Annotated in this window: 13 protein-coding genes; 5 read left to right on the forward strand and 8 right to left on the reverse strand. The window is 64.7% G+C overall.

The window, feature by feature from the left end:
* Positions 1-2 precede the first annotated feature (2 nt).
* The 5 genes from AB0P23_RS04890 (at position 3) to AB0P23_RS04910 (ending at position 7,115) form a co-directional block, all read left to right on the forward strand.
* Positions 3-692 (forward strand): R3H domain-containing nucleic acid-binding protein, encoded by a 690-nt coding sequence (locus AB0P23_RS04890; protein ID WP_288123475.1) that lies wholly within the window; start codon positions 3-5, stop codon positions 690-692.
* 2,671 nt (positions 693-3,363) lie between these two features.
* Entirely contained in the window at positions 3,364-4,041 is a 678-nt protein-coding gene (gene rsmG, locus AB0P23_RS04895) for a 16S rRNA (guanine(527)-N(7))-methyltransferase RsmG (RefSeq protein WP_032371601.1), read from the forward strand.
* Between the two features lie 76 nt (positions 4,042-4,117).
* Entirely contained in the window at positions 4,118-5,119 is a 1,002-nt protein-coding gene (locus AB0P23_RS04900; RefSeq protein WP_027495008.1) for a ParA family protein, read from the forward strand.
* 3 nt (positions 5,120-5,122) lie between these two features.
* Positions 5,123-6,199, forward strand: a complete 1,077-nt coding sequence (locus AB0P23_RS04905) for a ParB/RepB/Spo0J family partition protein (protein WP_363796931.1) — start codon at positions 5,123-5,125, stop codon at positions 6,197-6,199.
* A 235-nt stretch (positions 6,200-6,434) separates the two neighbouring features.
* Positions 6,435-7,115, forward strand: a complete 681-nt coding sequence (locus AB0P23_RS04910; RefSeq protein WP_032373407.1) for a hypothetical protein — start codon at positions 6,435-6,437, stop codon at positions 7,113-7,115.
* Between the two features lie 37 nt (positions 7,116-7,152).
* On the opposite strand, the gene AB0P23_RS04915 is transcribed toward AB0P23_RS04910, so the two are convergent.
* From AB0P23_RS04915 to AB0P23_RS04950, 8 genes are all read right to left on the reverse strand, one after another.
* Complete coding sequence (locus tag AB0P23_RS04915) at positions 7,153-8,346, reverse strand: N-acetylmuramoyl-L-alanine amidase (protein ID WP_032371397.1); 1,194 nt, start codon at positions 8,344-8,346, stop codon at positions 7,153-7,155.
* A gap of 138 nt (positions 8,347-8,484) precedes the next feature.
* Entirely contained in the window at positions 8,485-8,817 is a 333-nt protein-coding gene (gene trxA, locus AB0P23_RS04920) for a thioredoxin (RefSeq protein ID WP_032373577.1), read from the reverse strand.
* Positions 8,818-8,864: 47 nt separating this feature from the next.
* Positions 8,865-9,854 carry a thioredoxin-disulfide reductase gene (gene trxB / locus AB0P23_RS04925; protein WP_032371600.1) on the reverse strand — a complete coding sequence of 330 codons (990 nt, stop codon included), beginning with the start codon at positions 9,852-9,854 and terminating at the stop codon, positions 8,865-8,867.
* A 125-nt stretch (positions 9,855-9,979) separates the two neighbouring features.
* The gene (locus AB0P23_RS04930; protein ID WP_363796933.1) at positions 9,980-10,738 is read right to left on the reverse strand and encodes a hypothetical protein; all 759 of its coding nucleotides are present in this window, start codon (positions 10,736-10,738) and stop codon (positions 9,980-9,982) included.
* Between the two features lie 59 nt (positions 10,739-10,797).
* On the reverse strand, positions 10,798-11,379 hold the full coding sequence (gene sigM, locus AB0P23_RS04935) for an RNA polymerase sigma factor SigM (protein ID WP_045841535.1): 582 nt from the start codon (positions 11,377-11,379) through the stop codon (positions 10,798-10,800).
* Positions 11,380-11,478: 99 nt separating this feature from the next.
* Positions 11,479-15,654 (reverse strand): murein biosynthesis integral membrane protein MurJ, encoded by a 4,176-nt coding sequence (murJ, locus tag AB0P23_RS04940; RefSeq protein WP_363796935.1) that lies wholly within the window; start codon positions 15,652-15,654, stop codon positions 11,479-11,481.
* Positions 15,651-18,053 carry a glycoprotein gene (locus tag AB0P23_RS04945; RefSeq protein ID WP_230593509.1) on the reverse strand — a complete coding sequence of 801 codons (2,403 nt, stop codon included), beginning with the start codon at positions 18,051-18,053 and terminating at the stop codon, positions 15,651-15,653. The genes murJ and AB0P23_RS04945 overlap by 4 nt, the downstream gene beginning before the upstream one ends.
* A 2-nt stretch (positions 18,054-18,055) precedes the next feature.
* Positions 18,056-18,631: an NUDIX hydrolase gene (locus AB0P23_RS04950; protein ID WP_032400937.1), complete on the reverse strand. Its 576-nt coding sequence runs from the start codon at positions 18,629-18,631 to the stop codon at positions 18,056-18,058.
* Positions 18,632-18,643 lie beyond the last annotated feature (12 nt).

Here is an 18,643-nt window from a genome sequence, read left to right on the forward strand (position 1 = left end):
ACATGGCAGCGCACGCCGAAGAAGCACAGAACGACGAAGTACGGAACGCAGCAGCTGGGGATGGAGTGGGTGACGTGATGGTCGAGACCGATCAGGTGAGTGCCGTCGAGACGGAGTCCGACGACGAAGCTACCGTCGACGACGCCGTGCAGAAGACGCCGTCGGCTCCCACGAGTGTCGATGACGTTGCGGACTCGAACGACGATTCGGATGAGGACGACGAAGACGACGAGGATTATTTGGTCGAGGAAGGCGAAATCGCCGGCGACTACCTCGAGCAGCTTTTGGACGTGCTCGACTTCGACGGAGACATCGACCTCGACGTCGAGGGTGATCGCGCGATCGTCAGCATCGACGGCGGGGACGATCTCGCCAAGCTCGTCGGTCGCAAGGGCGAGGTACTCGACGCTCTGCAGGAACTCACGCGTCTGGCTGTGCAGCAGTCGACGGGCGAGCGCAGCAAGCTGATGCTCGACGTCGCCGGGTGGCGTGCCAAGCGACGCACCGAGCTCGGGAACCTGGGTGCCGAAGCAGCACGTCGAGTACTCGAATCCGGAGAGCGTGAAGAACTGACTCCGATGACTCCGTTCGAGCGCAAGATTGTGCACGACGCAGTCGCCAAGATCGACGGCGTTGCGAGCGAGAGCACCGGCGTCGAACCCGCTCGACGGGTAGTCGTCGTCAAGGCATAGCGACACTTTCGATAAGCGATGGCCCCCACTTCGGTGGGGGCCATCGTCGTTTGTGTTGAAAGCTCGGGCTTGAATTGCATGGATGTAATTTGCCTTGGGCGTTAGCGATCGGATGGGCTCCGAGAGCGAAAAATAATGGGCCCATCGGGTATCGGGCGTTTTCGTCACTGTGACGGGTGGTTGCAGGGCGGCTCTGTCCGTGATTCCACGTGACGGACGATGTTTCACGTGAAACGAACGCTGAGGCAGATGTCGATCAATAGGTCGAGGCGGCTCCCCCCTTTCCGGCGGTCATATCCACGCCGATCACGCGACCGGATCGCGGCCCCGTTTCGTCGACGGCCGATGATCGAGGAATGCTTCACAGCTCGGCGAGGTCGAGAGTCTCAACCAACTCTTGGACCCCAGCCGATTGCCAGTAGCCAAGACCACCCATTGTGCATACGTTCAGATTCGACCGCTCAGTTCTGTCGGCATCACGCACGCGGGTGCGCAGTTCCAAGTTCCGAGGAAGGAATCAAGTCACGGTGGGACCGCGGACTATCCGACCGTCGGTTCGCTTGCCGCGATGCGCGCCCGCGGCGAGCACATAGTCACCGTGGCCCCTTGCGCGACGATATGACAGGCGGGCCTCGGTGTAGCGGGCGGGCACACCGGGCTAGTTCATGACCTCAAACTCTGCTGTCGGGCCGGGAGAAGGTGTACTCCTCACTTGCCGAGCCGGTGTTGGATGAAGACGTGAGCCGATCGACGGACGGTGGGTTGTGACCGTGCTGTGCGTGCTGCGCGAACTCCTGGAGGCATGAGGTGTAGCGGGATCCGTCTGGGTGAATTCTGTGATGACCTTGTTCTGGACTGCGACGGCGGAGTGTCCGGCGCGGTGACGTCGCAGGTTAGGTCGAATGAGCATGGGTGGTTCACCATGGCGTGACGTGTGGCGGCCGGCAGTTTCGTAGTCACCTTCGGTCGCTTCACGCTCAGCGGGACTCGATACACCAGCATCGGATCGCGAATGTCTGCGAACGCAGGATCACCCATCGTGGGTGCGCCCCGGCGTCGCATCATGGACACGACGGTCGCGTAGGGAGAACCTCTTCCCCCCGGGTGACTTACGAGGGGTGCGGACGCGTGAGCGTGTTTCACGTGAAACAGTCGGGTTACTGGCCGGTCGCAACCTATCGAGACTGGGCTCGATTGGACTGATGCCGGCTCGCCCTATGCTTCCGACCCCAATTGCTCGAGGAGGGATCGACGTCGCCGCTCTCGATCGCCGTGCAGGCGTCGTCCTCGAATTGCGTCTGCGGGTGATGTGGTCCAACCGATCGGAGGCAACCGACGGTCGCCTGCGAATCTGACGTCCAGATTGATCGTCGGCAAGACCCGTTGTGGAACTTGGTGCCGTGCCCGACTGACGGTCATCGACACTACGGTGACGTCGACGGCGAACGTGACCCGCAGAGAGTCGGATCGTGTTTCACGTGAAACACGATCTAGGGCACGATCCTGCCGTCGCAGCGTCCAACGGTCTTGAATACGCTCCGGCCGGTGCTCACGACATTCGGTGGGCCCGGCCCGAGGAGCATTCCGAACCGGGCGTCGATCTTGCGACCGGTCGACCGGTGCTCGCGACAGCCGGCGCTAGGCGGGCGCGAGGAGCAGTCCGAGCCGCGCGACATTTAGCGACAGTTCAAACGATGCCCGCAGCTGTCCAGTTGTATCCGAAAGCGTGGGCACGCCGATCGCCGACGACGCCACGGCGGGTGCTCGCAACATCCGGTCCCAACGAGGGGGTGTGGGGTCGGTTTCGAGCTGGGTGCTGTGGGGCCAGGCGGCGCCCGGGAATGAACGTGACGCCTAGTGGGCTCGGTCGAGGCAACATCGATTGCGGTGTCAGTCGGGGACGAATCTGCCGACGCTGTCCGACCAGAGCGAGCTGCCCGGTTTCACGTAAAACGGCGGGGGGCGCGCCCGACAGCACGGACACGGCTATCAGAGTTACGACTCGTCTCGACGAAGTGGTTGCTCAAACCCTGGGTGGGATGGACGGATGCACTTCAGTGAACGCAGTCCTCAACGCCGTCCTTGGGGTGGCCTCATCGGATCGCCGGATTCTGTTGGACCCGTGATGGCGGTCGGGTCAGTGTGCCGGTGGGGTGCTTCCCTCGGCGAGCTCGCCGAGTGCCTATGGAGCAAGGGTCAAAGGCGCGCCCGTGCCGAGGACCCACGACGGCAGTGGGCGTAGGGCGGCGATGTACTTGGAGTCCTCAGCCTGACGTGTCCTTATCGGATGGGCGACGGGAACGGCTCCTGTACCGGATGGGTCTGGCCGTACGGGCATCTCGTCCACCATCGCCGGGACGGGAAGTCCTAGTCGATATCACTTGGTGCGCGAGTTCTTTGGAGGGTGCTGAGGACCGTGGGTCGGTCGCTCGAAGTACACGCAACTGTCGCGTCCCCAGCCGTCGGACCCTGGCACGGTTTCACGTGAAACACCGACGTACTCAACAACGGCGAAGTGTTGGGAAAGATGAACCGTCGAATCGGGAGCGGGCGCGCGGACGGCGGTCCGGCTGTGCTCGGCCCATCGAATCGGGACTCCAACTCCCGGAACCTCGCGATCTTAGCAACTTACAGAGGTGTCGTTTGGCGATCCGTGCCCGAGCACGGGATGATGTTTCACGTGGAACAAGAAGCGTCGGATAGCACCGAGTTGATGGCCGTCGCCGAGCAGATGTTCGGAGATCGACTGGATCTCGCTCGGAGATATCACGAGTCCTTGGCTACCGCCGGAGTCGAACGGGGGCTGATCGGTCCACGCGAAGTTCCGCGACTCTGGGAGCGGCATATCCTCAATTGCGCCGCGATCGGCGAGCTCATCGACGAGGGCGAGACTGTGGTCGACATCGGCAGCGGTGCTGGCCTTCCCGGCATCCCTCTTGCCATCGCTCGACCGGATCTTCGGGTGACGCTCGTCGAGCCTCTTCTTCGGAGAACCGTCTATCTGGCCGAGTTCATCGACGAGCACGATCTCAACGTGTTGGTCGTACGCGGGCGGGCCGAACAGCCCGGCGTGAAGAAGGAAGCCGGCGGTGCGGATGTCGTCACGTCGAGGGCTGTGGCCCCGCTGGAGAAGCTCGCCAAATGGTCTCTCCCCCTCGTTCACGAACGCGGCCGGATGCTCGCGTTGAAGGGTTCCAGCGCGAGTGAAGAGATCGAACGCGACAGGACTTCCCTCACCCGTATGGGTGCTGGCAAGCTGGAGGTCGTGGAGTGCGGTGTCGGTCTTCTCCCGACACCCACCATCGTCGTCAGGGCAGTCCGTGAGCCGCGGCGGCTCAGTCGCCACTGATGATCGATTGCGGGAATCGCCCCGCGCCGTTTGTATCGAACGTAGAACACATTCAGTTCCGCACTAAGGAGCACATATGTCGGGTGGGTCGGATCCCGCTGTTTCACGTGAAACAGAGTCCAAGAAGAAGTCGTCGAACGCAGCCGCCAACAAGGCGGGGGTGACGAGTGGCTTCGAGTACACCAACTCGATTTCGACCGACGACACCCCGATCGGGGCCGCCGCGCACCGGGCCAGTCAGGTCCTTCACCCGGGATCAGTGACGTTGCCCAAGCCGGCGAAGCGCCGCATGCTGACGATTGCGAATCAGAAGGGTGGCGTCGGCAAGACCACGACGGCGGTCAACCTCGCAGCCGCACTCGCGCTCCAGGGCCTGACGGTCTTGGTGGTGGATCTGGACCCTCAGGGCAACGCCAGCACGGCACTGGGCGTCGAACATCATTCCGGTGTGCCGTCGAGCTACGAGGTGCTCATCGGCGAAGTGAAGGCCAAAGATGCGATCCAGCAGAGCCCGCACAGTGAGCGGTTGTTCTGCATCCCGGCAACGATCGACCTTGCGGGCGCGGAGATCGAATTGGTCTCGATGGTGGCCCGGGAAGGACGCCTCAAGACGGCGTTGTCGGTCGAGGAGTTGGCCGGACTCGACGCCGATTTCATCCTCATCGATTGCCCACCGTCACTTGGTCTGCTGACAGTCAATGCCCTTGTGGCGGCCACCGAAGTGCTGATTCCCATTCAATGCGAGTACTACGCACTGGAGGGTGTGGGGCAGCTGCTTCGAAACATCGAGCTGGTTCAGTCCCATCTCAATCCTGAATTGCACGTCTCGACCGTCATCCTCACGATGTACGACGGCCGCACCAAACTGGCCGATCAGGTCGCCGAGGAAGTGCGCAAGCACTTCGGTGATGCCGTGCTGCGTGCCGTGATTCCGCGCAGTGTGAAGGTCTCCGAGGCACCGGGGTATGGCATGACGGTGTTGGATTACGACCCGGGTTCGCGTGGAGCAATGAGTTACTTGGACGCCGGACGAGAGCTCGCTGCTCGCTCGGCCGGCATAGACGCACGAAAGAAGTAGGACATGAGTCAAGCACGTAAGGGCGGTCTGGGGCGCGGACTCGCGTCGCTTATCCCCACGGGCCCCGATGCCGGACCGCGCCTCGGTAATGCAGCAGCCGACGTCATCATCGGTGCCGACCGCAACGCCAAGGACAAGCCGGACACGTCGACGAAGCCCAAGCGGGCAGCGGCGTCCGACGACACCACAGAGACAGCAACGGCACCTGCTCCGACGCCGCCGGTGTTGAACGGGGACGACCTCTCCCCTGTCGGTGCCGTGTATCGGGAGATCTCGCCGGAGCGAATCGAGGCTAATCCCAAGCAGCCGAGGCACGTCTTCGACGACGAATCCCTTGCCGAATTGGTGCACTCGATTCGCGAATTCGGCCTCATGCAGCCGATCGTGGTGCGCCTCGTATCCGGTTCTGCAGCTGCAGGAGATGCCAAGTATCAACTCGTCATGGGCGAGCGGCGGTGGCGCGCGAGCCAGGAAGCGGGCCTGGATAAGATCCCCGCGATCGTCCGGGAAACCGCAGACGACGCAATGCTGCGCGACGCACTGCTCGAAAACATCCATCGCGTACAGCTCAATCCCCTCGAAGAGGCGGCCGCATATCAGCAGCTGCTCGAGGAATTCGATGTCACGCACGAGGAGCTCGCGGCAAAGATCGGACGGTCACGTCCCGTCGTGACCAACATGATCCGTCTGCTGAAGCTGCCGATTCCGGTACAGAGACGTGTCGCAGCCGGTGTTCTGTCGGCGGGACATGCACGCGCACTGCTGTCATTGGACGCGGGATCGGATGCACAGGAATCGCTGGCTGCGCGCATCGTGGCCGAGGGTCTCTCGGTTCGAGCGACGGAAGAAGCCGTCACTCTCGCCAATCGCGAGGACGGTAAGTCCCCCGAACCGGCGGCGAAGCGCAAGCCGATCCAGATGCCGGGCCTTCAGGATGTGGCCGATCGCCTCTCGGATTCGTTCGATACGAGGGTGACAGTGAGTCTGGGTAAGCGAAAGGGCAAGATCGTCGTCGAATTCGGGTCGGTCGACGACCTTCAGAGAATCGTCGAGATGATGGAAGCTCAGAAGAAAAAGTAGCCGCGTTTTTTCAGGACCAGTCATACCAGGGCGTAACGTCACTGTGACGTATATCGACGACGAGTGGTCCCGAAAACGGCAAAATGGATCGAAAACTATTGTGATGCATTAGGTTTCGAGGATCTTCCCCGATCACCAGGTAGCGCGACCCCGTCGCCTATCCTGGTCGAGGAGAGAATCGGCTCCCCACCGAGAATCGAGCGGTGGAACGACTGCACGGAGGCTGAGGTACGCGGTGTCGGCGATGGTGACCGGAGTGACCCTCGGCTCGTTCGAACATCTGCCGGCACATTCTCGGCGGTGTAGCTTCTGGGTCCTCGATCCCACGTCCGACGGCGCGGCAGTGGACCTCGAATTCGAGAACGAGGTGTGGCTGTCGACGATCATGCTCGAGTGGGGATCGTGCGGACAGCTGTTGTCCGTGGACGGCGACACGATCGGGTGTGCGCTGTACTGCCCGCCCCGCGCAGTTCCTCGGGCGTCGACCTTCCCTACTTCGCCCGTCAGTCCCGACGCGGTCCTACTGACCCAGCTTCGTATCGATTCCCCGGCCGATGCGGATCTGCATTCGGCAACCCTGATTCAGGCCGTGGTCGGCGATCTCGTCAATCGTGGTGTTCGTGCCTTGGAGGCCTTCGGCATTCGCCACAATGCGGACGACGCGTCACCGGCAATTCCCAACGCGACGGCACATGCGACGTGCTCGGCTGCGACATGCATGATCGACGCCGACTTTCTGGAGAAGGTCGGCTTCGAGGTGGTGGCACCGCATCACAGGTTCCCGAGACTCCGCCTCGAATTGGATCGCGATCACGGGTGGAAACAGGATGTCGAATCGGCGCTCGAGCAATTGCTGGTGGCGGCGAGTATCTCGGTGGTCGACATCGAACAGAAGTCGACGGTCGGAGCTCGCTGAACGACGGCTCCGACCGGTGGCGCGGGGGCGCCGTCGATCAGGGGCGGTCGGCGGCTGCGAGTTCCTCGGCCAGTAGTTCAGCGAACGTGAACGTGCCGGTCGGTTGGTCGTCCTGACCCAGGAGGTACAACCGCTTGACGGCGATCAGGATTGCCTCGGCAATGATGTCGCGGAATCGCGGATCGCTCAGTACTTCGACGTCGGATTCGTTGGTGAGGTAGCCGAGGTCTATCTGGATGGTCGGCATGTTGGTGAGCCGCAACAGATCCCACGTGCGGCCGTGACTGCGGCAATCGAGAAGTGGTGTGCGAGCAACGATTTCGCGTTGCACGTAGCTGGTGAGGACCTGGCCGATCATCGAGGTGGATCCGTGCGAGTTACCGAAGTGGAAGCTGGCCACTCCGTTGGCCACAGGACTGGTGCTCGACGCGCAGCGCAGCGAGATCATCAGATCTGCGCCCCAGGCGTTGGCGGTTTCCGCGCGGTCGGCCACCGACGGGTTGGTTCCCCGTGCACGAGAGAGGAACGTTTCCATTCCGGTCGCCGCCATTCGGCCTTCGAGACGACTGGCCAGATCCCACAGAATTTCCGATTCGGAGACGCGTCCGAATGTGCCGTCGACGATGCGGCCGGTGTCGGCACCACCGAGATCGGGGTCGATGACGATTCGCTTACCCGTCAGCTGTGGGCCGGATTTGCGTACGAGTTCTTCTTCGCTCATCGCGTGGGGCGATCCACCGGTGACACGGGTTCCGAGGAGGTCGAGCGAACGCAGTGTCGCCGGGCCGCAGATACCGTCGGGTGCCAGACCGATCTCGCGTTGAAATGAAGACAGGCCCTCGTGCGTCTTCGGTCCGAAGAAGCCGTCGACGCGCTCGTTGTAGAAACCGAGGTCCTGCAGGCGTGTCTGCAGGGTGGCGACGTCGTCGCCGTACAGCGGAGCGGACAGCTGGTAGATCAGCGTGCGGGCACCGAGGTGGTAGGACGCTTCTTTGAGGGCGCGGTACGTGGCCGGTCCGACGACGCCGTCGACCAGTAAGCCACGATGCTGCTGGAACGCGCGGACGGCACCGTCGAGGGCCCGGTCGAACACCGATCCCGGGGCCGTCCAGTGGCCGTCGTCCATCGGGCCGGGCGGAACCACGGCCTCGTGGAGGAAACCGAGTGCCGAGAGAGTGCCGCGGACCTCGGCGACGGCGGGTCCGGAATCGCCGTGACTGAGCTCCTGCATCCTGGAAAAACCCTCTCGATCGTCCTGACGGTCAACACGCACTTCGATGCGCTGATGTGCCGACGCAAGCATCGGCACATCAGATGATTGTCGCAGAAAGACAGGCTTCTGCGGCAATCCACACCAAGCGTGGGTGAGTCAGATAACGCCTTCGAGGTCCTTGAGCAGCGCGGCCTTGCCCTTTGCGCCGACGATCTGCTTGACCGGCTTGCCACCCTGGAACAGGATCAGCGTCGGGATGGACATGACCTTGAAGTCCCGAGCCGCCTGCGGGTTGGCATCGATGTCGAGCTTGGCGATGGTCAGCTTGTCCTTGTGCTCGGCAGCGATCTCCTCGAGAACGGGAGCAACCATCTTGCACGGGCCGCACCAGGTGGCCCAGAAGTCGACCAGCACGGGCTTCTCGCTGGTCAGAACGTCGTCGACGAACGACGCGTCGGTGATGGTGACTGTGCTCTTGTCTTCGGACATGTGAATCTCCTCGGTGTGGGTCTGCAAACAGGTGGTGGGGCTACCGGTCAGGCGTTGACGGCGTCGACCGGCTGATCGGCGTGCTCGAGTGTGTTGGTGGTGATGTCGCCCTGCTCGGCCAGCCAACGCTCGGCGTCGATGGATGCGGTGCAGCCGGTACCCGCAGCGGTGATGGCCTGCTGGTAGACGTGATCGACGAGGTCGCCGGCAGCGAACACCCCTTCGACCGAGGTGGCCGACGTGGGCGATGCGATCTTGACGTAGCCGGCATCGTCGAGTTCGACCTGGCCCTTGACCAGTTCGCTGCGAGGATCATGGCCGATCGCCACGAACATCCCGGTGACGTCCAGAGTCGTCTTCTCGCCGGTGACTGCATGTTCCAGAGACAGGCCGGTGACGCTGGTGTCGCCGAGCACTTCGAGAACCTTGGTGTCGGTGAGGAAACGAATCTTCTCGTTCTTCTTGGCGCGCTCGAGCATGATGCGCGACGCGCGGAACTCGCTGCGGCGGTGCACGATCGTCACGCTGCGGGCGAAGCGCGTGAGGAAGGTTGCCTCCTCCATTGCCGAGTCGCCGCCGCCGATGACGGCGATATCCTGGTCGCGGAAGAAGAACCCGTCGCAGGTGGCGCATGCGCTGACGCCGCGTCCGAGGAGCTTCTCTTCACCGGGAATGGAGAGGTACCGAGCGGCTGCACCCATCGCGAGAATGATCGCGCGAGCTCGGTAGGTCTCGCCGCCCGCCGAGACAGTCTTGATCGGCCCGGTCAACTCGAGCTCCTCGACGTCCTCGGTGCGGATGTCGGCACCGAAACGTTGCGCCTGTTCGCGCATCTGTTCCATCAGATCGGGGCCCATGATGCCCTCGCGGAAACCGGGGAAGTTCTCGACCTCGGTCGTCGTCATCAAGGCACCGCCGAACTGGGTTCCCTCGAACAGGATGGGCTCCAGCTCTGCGCGGGCCGCGTAGACACCGGCGGTGTATCCGGCCGGTCCCGAGCCGACGATGATGAGATCGTGAACCTTGGGGGTACTCAATGCAGACCTTCCGATCTTGTGCGGCGTGTTCTTGGCGTCGACGCGAAAGTGCACTGAGCACTGCCTATCGACGTACATCTGGTCAACACCACCCTAGAGGCAGTTGTTCCCCGGTGAGAGATGTGTCAGCCGATATCGCGACGCGTGAGGACGTCGGGATTGCCGCCGCGGCAATCGTTGCCTACTGCCAGAGCGATGAACTGCGCCGGCCCGGCCCCGGCGAGGACGAGGAGAGTTCCCTGTCGGCCTTCGATTCGAACCTGACTGGATCCGAGAACGGTGGCGGCGGGGTCCACGCCGTTGGCGTCGAGACACGCGGCCAGGTCTGCCGGATCCGACAGGCTGCCGGAGTCTCGTTTACCGATGACGGTGAACGCGACGTTCGAGTCGAGATCGGTGGAATCGAGAACGAGGGACGAGTCGGGTGGCGTGGTCCCCGGCTCGGCTACGACGGGATCCGACGTGCCCGGGCTGTGCAGGACGGCGGCGAAGGTGACCGAGCCACCCGCGAGAAGTGCTGCAGCAGCGGCAATTCCGACGATGGCATGCCGGCGTGTACGCGCGCTACGTGGAGGTCTGCGAAGCGGAAGGACGTCGGCGGTACGGTCCGATGACGTCGGGTCGGCCAGGGTCTCGAGGGTGCGATCGATCTGCCGGGCGACGTCGGCGGGAACGGGCATCGTGCCGTTCGGATCCTCGCCCAACTCGTGCAGCCGAGCGGTGACGGTGTCCAGTGTCGCCAGTACTCGCATCGCCTCGGCGTCGGCACGCACCAACGGCCACAGCCGACTGCTGACGTCCTCGGGTAGTGCATCTGCATGCAGATCGGCCAGCAACTCGGGTGAGAACGGGGCACCGGGTAGAGCGTCGGTGTTCGACGACACGTTCCTGCCTCCCTTCGCCGAGTCTTCTTTCCCTCTCACACGGTTTAGACGCGAGGGGTCTAGATTCGGTTCCCTGCGTCCTTGAGGTATGCGAGCTGCGTCGACAACTTGAGTCTGCCGCGAGCGCATCGACTCTTCACGGTACCGGTGGGAACCCCCAGCAACGCTGCGGCGTCGGCCACCGAGTAGCCCTCCATGTCCACGACGACCACCGCCGCTCGCTGGTCGGGCGGCAGCGTCATCAGGGCCTGTCGGACGAGGATGCTCGTCTCGGATTCGGAGATTCGGTCCCGAGGCGACACCGGTTCGTGACTCTCGTTCTCGCTCAACGGAACCGACGGACGTGCCTTGTTTCGGCGAATGCGATCGAGGCACGCGTTGACGACGATCTTGTGCAACCAACTGCGGACTGCAGCGTCCGCGCGAAACGACCCGGCCGTTCGATGCGCGGAGAGCAACGCCTCCTGCAACGCGTCGGATGCGTCCTCGGGTGTGTAGCTCGTGCGGCGTGCCGTGAGCCACAGGTGTTCCTGATGGCGATGGATCAACGTGGCGAATGCGGTGGGCTCACCGGCTGCATGAGCAGCCAACAATTCCGCATCCGTGCGCTCCCCCAGCGCCGAATCGATACGTTCGGTCATACGAAAACGGCTCCCCCCGTGTTAACGCATTGGGGGGAGCCTAGGCCATCGATACCGCGAAGTACGAAACGAACGCGATTTGCCTCTGTATCGCCGGTTTTACGTGTCGAAACCGATCCCGGAGATCGAGGTAGCGATGCGGCCACCCTGCTCTCCGAGGGTGGTGATCCACACCAGGACGTTGCCGGTGGGTTCGGTGCCGTCGAGTGCGATATCGGTGCGGCCGTTCTGCAGAGTGGCTTCACCGAGGAGCGTGGTGTCGCCGAGGCTCGGGGAATCGTTGGGAGCGGACCTGATCTCGACGACCGTTCCCGGCGACGTCGATTCGATCCACGCGTTCTTCAACGTCGACGACGGGATGGTGACGAGCAGTCCGACACCGTTCTTCAGCGCCGGGAACTGCTGGAAGTAGGAGTCGGTGGTCCAGGCCGTGCTGGGGTTGTTGTCGATCACGTTCGATGCCGTACCCGGGTTGTCTGCAGAACCCTGCGGCGAGAAGACGCTGACATCGCTCATCGCGACGGGTCCACCCGTCGGCGCCGGGGGCGCAGCGGTGTCGCCGGCCGGCGGTGCGGCAGCCGGGGTCGTCAGCCCGAACTCCTGGCTGTCCAGCGGTGCATCGGTGTTGTCGCCCGCGATAGAGGTGAACAACCAGTAGCCGGCGAACGCCAGAATCAGCACCGTCAGAGCGCCGAGAACGGCGATGGCGATGTTGGTTCGCGTCGACTTCGCCTTCTCGGCGGCCAGCTCTTCCGGGTCTGCGAGCGAGTGACCGCTGGCTCCCGGGGCACGCTGGCCCAGTCGCAGTGCCGGCATCAGGTCGGTCTTGTCGTTGACCACCGCGGCCTGATCGAGAACGTGCTGCACCGTCGCGGCGGTGCGAATGCCACTGTTCTGCTCGAGCGCTCGTACCGCGACGGCAGAGATCTCGAACGGAACGTCGGGGCGAATTTCGCGAGGCTCGCGCGGCGCACCCTTGTCGTCCCGATCGGCCGGACGCATGCCGCCGACGCTGCGCAGGGATGCCGCGTCACCGGGAACGACGGCTTCTCCGGTGGTGTCCGACAACGGCCAGCGTGCAGTGATCAGGGCGTAGAGCATGGCACCGAGACCACGGACGTCCGAACTGGAGTCGGCGTCCGCCAGAGTCGCGGGAAACGCCAGGACGGCGTTGCCGCTGGTACTGATGCGTACGCGATCGGGGTGGTCGATCGACAGTGCGCCGCCGCTTCGGTGCGCAGCCTCGGCCGCGGCGGCCAGGACCTTGATCGCACGGGCGGCGCCGGTGGGGGCAGGAACCGTATCGGCCATCTCGCGCAGCGAGCGACCGGGAGTCCACTCGGCGACGACGATGCCGCCGGAGCTACCGCGCACCACGTCGAGCACCCGGGCGAGGCCGGGAGAGTTGATCCGACCGAGGCGCAGCGTCCGGGACAGGATTGCCTGCGGGCCCTGAGTGCGGTCGTTGGGTGACGCCGTGGACTGCTGATCGGCGTCGACGAACGTCAACGCGACCTCGCGGTCGAGCTTGACGTCGTGGGCCTGCCAGAACTTCAGCCCGCGAGCTCCACCGTGCGGTGCCAACAGGCGGTAGCGTCCGCCGGCCACCGACGCACCGGGAATCAGTGTCGGTCCGCGAAGGGTGCGCCCGGGGGCGTCCGCGGTGGACTGGTCCTCGGCTGGTTTTTCGGCAGCTTTGTCCGTCGTCGGCTTCGGTGCTACTGGTTTGTCGACTGCCGCCGATTTCTTCGTCGCGTCCACCGGCGTGCTGTCGATCTTCGGCTCGGCCTTGCTCGCGTCGTCGACCGGCAGCTTCGCCTTCGAGATGGAGACGGTCTTGTCCGACGGCTTGGCGGCCAGCGCTGCCTTGGAGATCGCGATCGTCTGATCCTTGGGAGCGGACGCTTTGGTTTCCTTCTTCTCGGTGGCCTCGGCACTCGATGCAGCCGACGACTCAGGCGTGCTGGGTGTGCTCGGCTTCTCCGAAGAATCAGATGCTTTCGGGTCCGGTGTCTTCGACTCGGGTGTTTTCGACGACGCAGCAGACTCGGCCTTCACGGGCTCGGTGCGGTCCTGGGTGTCGACTTCGACTCCGCCGCTCGTTCGGTCGGCTTCGTTTGCTGGAGACTGTGCCGGCCCCCCAGCAACATCGTCGTCGGTCACTGTTACTCCTTCAGGCGAATATGCCCCGTGTTGTTCTACAAGCGGTCGACCTGCAGGGGCGTCTGCCCCCGGGTGCCGTTGACCAGGGTACGGGAGTCGATCCCGCGCAGTGTCCCATGTGGGCTCGGTTCGAATAACAGGAATCACGCTGGTTTCCGCGGCAGCCGGATCCGGCACCGAACCGGACGTCACAGGCTCGGGCGGGGCCGACCGTCCGAGGACCCGGCGGACGAGCCGGCTCAACGCGACGGTGACGGCCAGTACTTCGGGAATCTTGCCGAACCACAGGATGGAGAACGTGATGCCGAGCATGATGACGGCGTCCATCGCGACGCGCACGAAGTTGCCGATCCAGCCGTTCGCCATGGCGTCGAATCCGACGATCCGGTCGATGGCGAGCATGGCTGCGCCGCCGGCCAGCGAGGCGATGAGAACCAGCCAGACAGTCTTCCCGACGTTGGCCATCCGCAGGTTGCCGAGGCTCTTGTGCAGCAGGTATCCGCCGATGACGGCACCTGCGGTGTAGCCGAGGCCGGTCGCGGTGCCGAGGAGCAGCACCACCTGCTCGGGATCGGATGCGACGATCGGCGCGAGCAATGACAGGCCGATCTTGACGGCGGTGATGCCGAGCACGATCCACGTCGGAGTCCAGGCCTGCTCGCGGGCGTAGAACACGCGCAGGTGGATCAGGACCAGGGCGTACGGGATAAGGGAGAACGCGGACCAGCTCACGGCCTCACCGAGCCGGTTGGCGTCGGGCGCAAACTTGCCGAACCCGTACAGCGCCTCGCCCACCCACGGCCCCGCGAAGGTCAGGAACACGACGATCGGGACCATCGCGACCATCGTCAATCGGGTGGCGACGGAGAGATCGTCGACGACCGAGGGCGTGTCACCGTTGGCGGCATTACGACTGAGTCGAGGCATGATCGCCGTCAGAACCGTGACGCCGAGAATGCCGTACGGCAGCTGCAGCACGATCCAGGCCTGGGAATAGATCGTGGGGCTCGCGTCGTCGGCTCCCGACGAGATGTTGGTGGCGACGATCAGACCGATCTGACTGATGACGACATAGAGCACGATCGCCGCCGCCATCGCGCCGAACTTCTTCAAGCGCGCGTCGAATCCCCACAGTGGGCGCAGGTCGATCTTCTCGCGGCGAAGCGCAGGGATCAACGCCAGCACCTGCGTGATGACACCGGTGGTGACGCCGAGGCCGATGATCAACAGCTGCGGGTTCGTCATGTCGACCGGGTTGACGGTGATCTCACCCGGCATCAGGAAGTAGATGCCGAACACCGCAAGTACCACGAGGTTGTTGAATACCGGTGCCCACGCACCGGGTTTGAAGTTCTGTCGGGTGTTGAGCACCGCGGTGAGCAAGCCGGAGAGCCCGTAGAACATCAGCGCCGGCAATACCAGATAGGTGAAGGCAATGGTCAGGTCCTCGTTGACCTTCGGATCACCGTTGAGCATCAGACGCGCCAGCAGCGGCGCAGCGATGGTTGCGGCCAACGCCACGGTGCCGAGCAGCGCGACCGCAATGGTGAAGAGGCGTCGGACGAAGTCACGTCCGCCGTCGGCGTCCTCTTGTTCTGCGCGTACCAGGACAGGAACGACGATCGCTCCGAGGACGGCACCGAGCACCAGCTCGGAGATCATGTTCGGCAGGATCGTCGAGACGGTGAACGCACTGGCCAGGCCGGCACCCAGGGTGGCCGTCATGGCTACTTGCTTGGCGAATCCGGTGATGCGGCTGACGAGGGTCGCCACCGCAATGGAACCGGAGGCGGCCAGCAACGACTTCTGAGGTCTGGGTTCGGACTGCGGTGGTGACTCGTTGCCGCCCGGTGGTGTCTGCGGCGGAGGGATGTTCCCCGACGGCGCGGCGGGTGGGTAGTCCTCGTCCCGGAACCGTGGGATGAGCTGAGTTGCGGAGTCGTCCGCTGCCGGTTGACCGTCGAGCGGGGGCGGCGCCGGATAGGAACGCATCTCGGGTCGCGGTTGTCGCTCCCAAGGGGCGGGGCGAGGGGGCGTCGTGCGCCGGAACACCTGCGCTGCGGGCATGCGTGACCGGGGCAGGTCGCCGTCGTACGGCACATTGCCTGTCATGGTCTCTCGTACCCTTCGTCGGCCGGGTCGGGTTGTCCTCGGAATCGGTGCCAGAGTCGTCGGCCTGCAAGCAACAGTAGGAGCGCGCCGGCGCAGGCGGTAATTATCGCGAGAGCTTGACCGTATGCGTTCGATCGAACCGACACCGTCGATACCTCGCCGAGCCGGGTGCCGTCGAGGGTGGTGACGGAGAAGTCGACCGACAGATTGCGTTTGTCGTCCACCTCGGCGGGCACGGTGATGGTGCGCGATCCGCGCGCCGGAAGTTGGGTCACCCCGACGTCGCTGATCGTCATCTCCGGTGGCGCGTCTACTCGGAGGAGCACGTTGACCGGCACCGGTAGGTCGTTGCGGGCCACGAGCAGCAGCGGACTCTGCTCGGAGGCCAGTGTGTAGACGCCGCCCGGGGCCAGCACGGTCACCGATCCGTAGACGGTGTCGAGTCCGACGCGGGTCGCGGTGAGACGGGTGCGTGCCATGGCCGCGGCGTCCTCGCCTTCGGCGCTGGCGCGACCCGCGGTCGACAGGGCGCGGAGCATGTCCTCCCGCAGCGGGGCGGTGTACAGGCGCGGAGTCAGTGCGGACTGGGGATCCTCGACCAGTGACTGCGCCAGGGTGTCCACGCGTGCGCTCTGTGTGCGCACCGTGTCGATGGCGGACGCATCGAGATCGGTCGGCACATCGATGCTGGTCACCGGGATGCCGGTGGGGGGCTCGGTGATCAGGCCGGGCAGCGGACGAGGCGTCGCCAGGCCCGAACGCAACAGCGAGGACACCGTCGACAGGATTGCCGACGGTTCGTCTCCTCCCGCGGTCCAGTACTGCGGCGGTGCGACGGTCACCGTGCGGCCGGGTCGATCGGCACCGACGAGGGCGTGGAAATTGATGGCACCGAGGGCGTCCTGCAGCCGTGCGGTGCGAGAGTCGGTGCCCAGGTCGAAGCGTTGATTCGCCGGGGTCAAGGCCGGGGTCGACGGGGTCGTCCCGACGCCGGCCAGTGCCGCGGTGGTCGCCGAGTCGTAGTGGGTGGCGGCCAAGGTGCCGGTCGGATCGGCGGCGGTCGGCGCGGTATCGGTGGACACCAGCAGAGATGTCGGCGACGACGTGGGTGGGCTGATGCTGTTGTCGGCGACGAGGACGGTCCCGGTTCCCGACGATCTCAGCGCGTCCGCAGCGCCCGCGTCGACGCCGCCGGTGGGACTCCAGGTGAAACCGCGTAACGAGCTGATGCCGAGGATGCCGTCGACGATGTCGGCCGGGGCGGCGACAGCGCTGCTGAGCAGCGAGGAATCACCGATGTCGGCGACGGCGGCGAGGTCGGCCTGAGCGAACGGTAGGGCCGTCACGCACGTGTTCGACGCCAGTGCCTCGAGCCGCGTCAACCACTGGGCTGCGGCCCCGCTGCCGGAGCCCTCCCGCGCGGAGCTGGCCGGATCGGCCGGGTTGTCGACGACGAGGTAGCCGCGGGTCATGTTCGAGACGGTGACCAGCAGGTCGGGGTCGATGCCGATGCACAGGCTCGACGCCAGTTTGCCGTCGGGATCGAGACCGGGCTGCGTCGCGAATTCCAGGGCTTTGAGCAGGGTGTCGAGCCGACCACCGGCGGCGAGCTGGGTCGCCAGGTCGTCGTCGATCAAACGCACTCGATCGTCGATGGAACCGGGGATTCCGGCCGCGAGACGGGGAATGTCGGCGAGTGGCCACAACACCGTCATCGCTACGGGATTCCGGGTGTTGGGGGGTAGCGGCATCGCGTCGGGCGCTGCGGGGTCGAGTTGACCGGGATTCCGCGGCAGTCCCACGACGGGTAGCAGGAAGCGAGCGTCGTCGAGTCGAGCCGTCCCGCCGTACTCGGGGGTTCCGTTGACGTTGAGAAGTAGGGGGTAAACGCCGGGAGCGTCGATCCCGAGGGAGGGCTCGGTACTGCTTCGTAGCTGCATCGACAGATCGAACTGGCGGCTCTGGTCCTTCTCCAGCGACTCCGCGACCGTGACGAAAGTCCCGACGCGGTCGAATCTTTCCTGGTCGAGGGTGAGCGAGGTCCGCAGACCGGACGTCGTGTCGATGGCCGCCGCACCCTGTAGGCGAACGCTGACGTCGTCGACGCGTCGATCGCCGGTGTTCTTCACCGTCGCGCGAACCGTGACGAACGGATCGCTGCTGGTGGTGACCGTCGAGGGGGCGACGGTATCGATGCTCAGCGTCAGGAACGGATCGCCGGACTGCGTCATCGGGGTATCGGGGACGGCGCTGGTGGTCCCGCTGGTGTCCCCGGCGGAATCTGGCTGCGCCGCGGCAGTAGGGAGCTGTTGGGGTACCAGTGCTGCGGTACCGACGGCCGGCGCTGCAGCGAGGAAAAACGAGGTCAATGCGGCGGCAGCGACCTTCCGGGCCCGCACGATCACTTCCCGCCGGGCGTGGGTGCGTTCGTGTCGCCGCCGGTTGTGTGCTCGCCGTTCATGTCTTCGATCAGGCGGGTGGCGATAGCGGCGAGTTTGCGTTCGTCGGCGTAGGCGAGTCGGGACGGCAGTTCGCTCAGCGGTACCCAGGCGACTTCGGTGACTTCGAGATCCTCGTCGGACAGTTCACCGCCCATGAAGCGGAGGAGATAGTGGTGAACGGTCTTGTGGACGCGTCGGCCTTCGGTGACGAACCAGTAGTCGATGCTTCCCAGTGACGCCAGGACGGTGCCGCGGATGCCGGTTTCCTCGGCGACCTCGCGCATGGCTGTTTGCTCGGCGGTTTCGCCCTGCTCGATGTGCCCCTTGGGCAAGGACCAGAGCAAGCGTCCGCGCCGGTCGGTGCGGCCGATCAGGGCTGCGCAGCGGGTGGCAGGCGGGCCGTCGAGGCCGTCGACCACGAGGCCTCCGGCAGAGGTCTCTCGGACGGTCCGCAGTTTGGGTGCTTCGGTGTCGGCGCGTGCTTGACGCCGCCGCGGGTTGCGGCGGCTCCTGTTCGCACGTTCGGCAGCAGACACCCGATCCATACT

This window comes from Rhodococcus sp. NPDC077669, assembly GCF_040686915.1.
Classification (GTDB): domain Bacteria; phylum Actinomycetota; class Actinomycetes; order Mycobacteriales; family Mycobacteriaceae; genus Rhodococcoides; species Rhodococcoides fascians.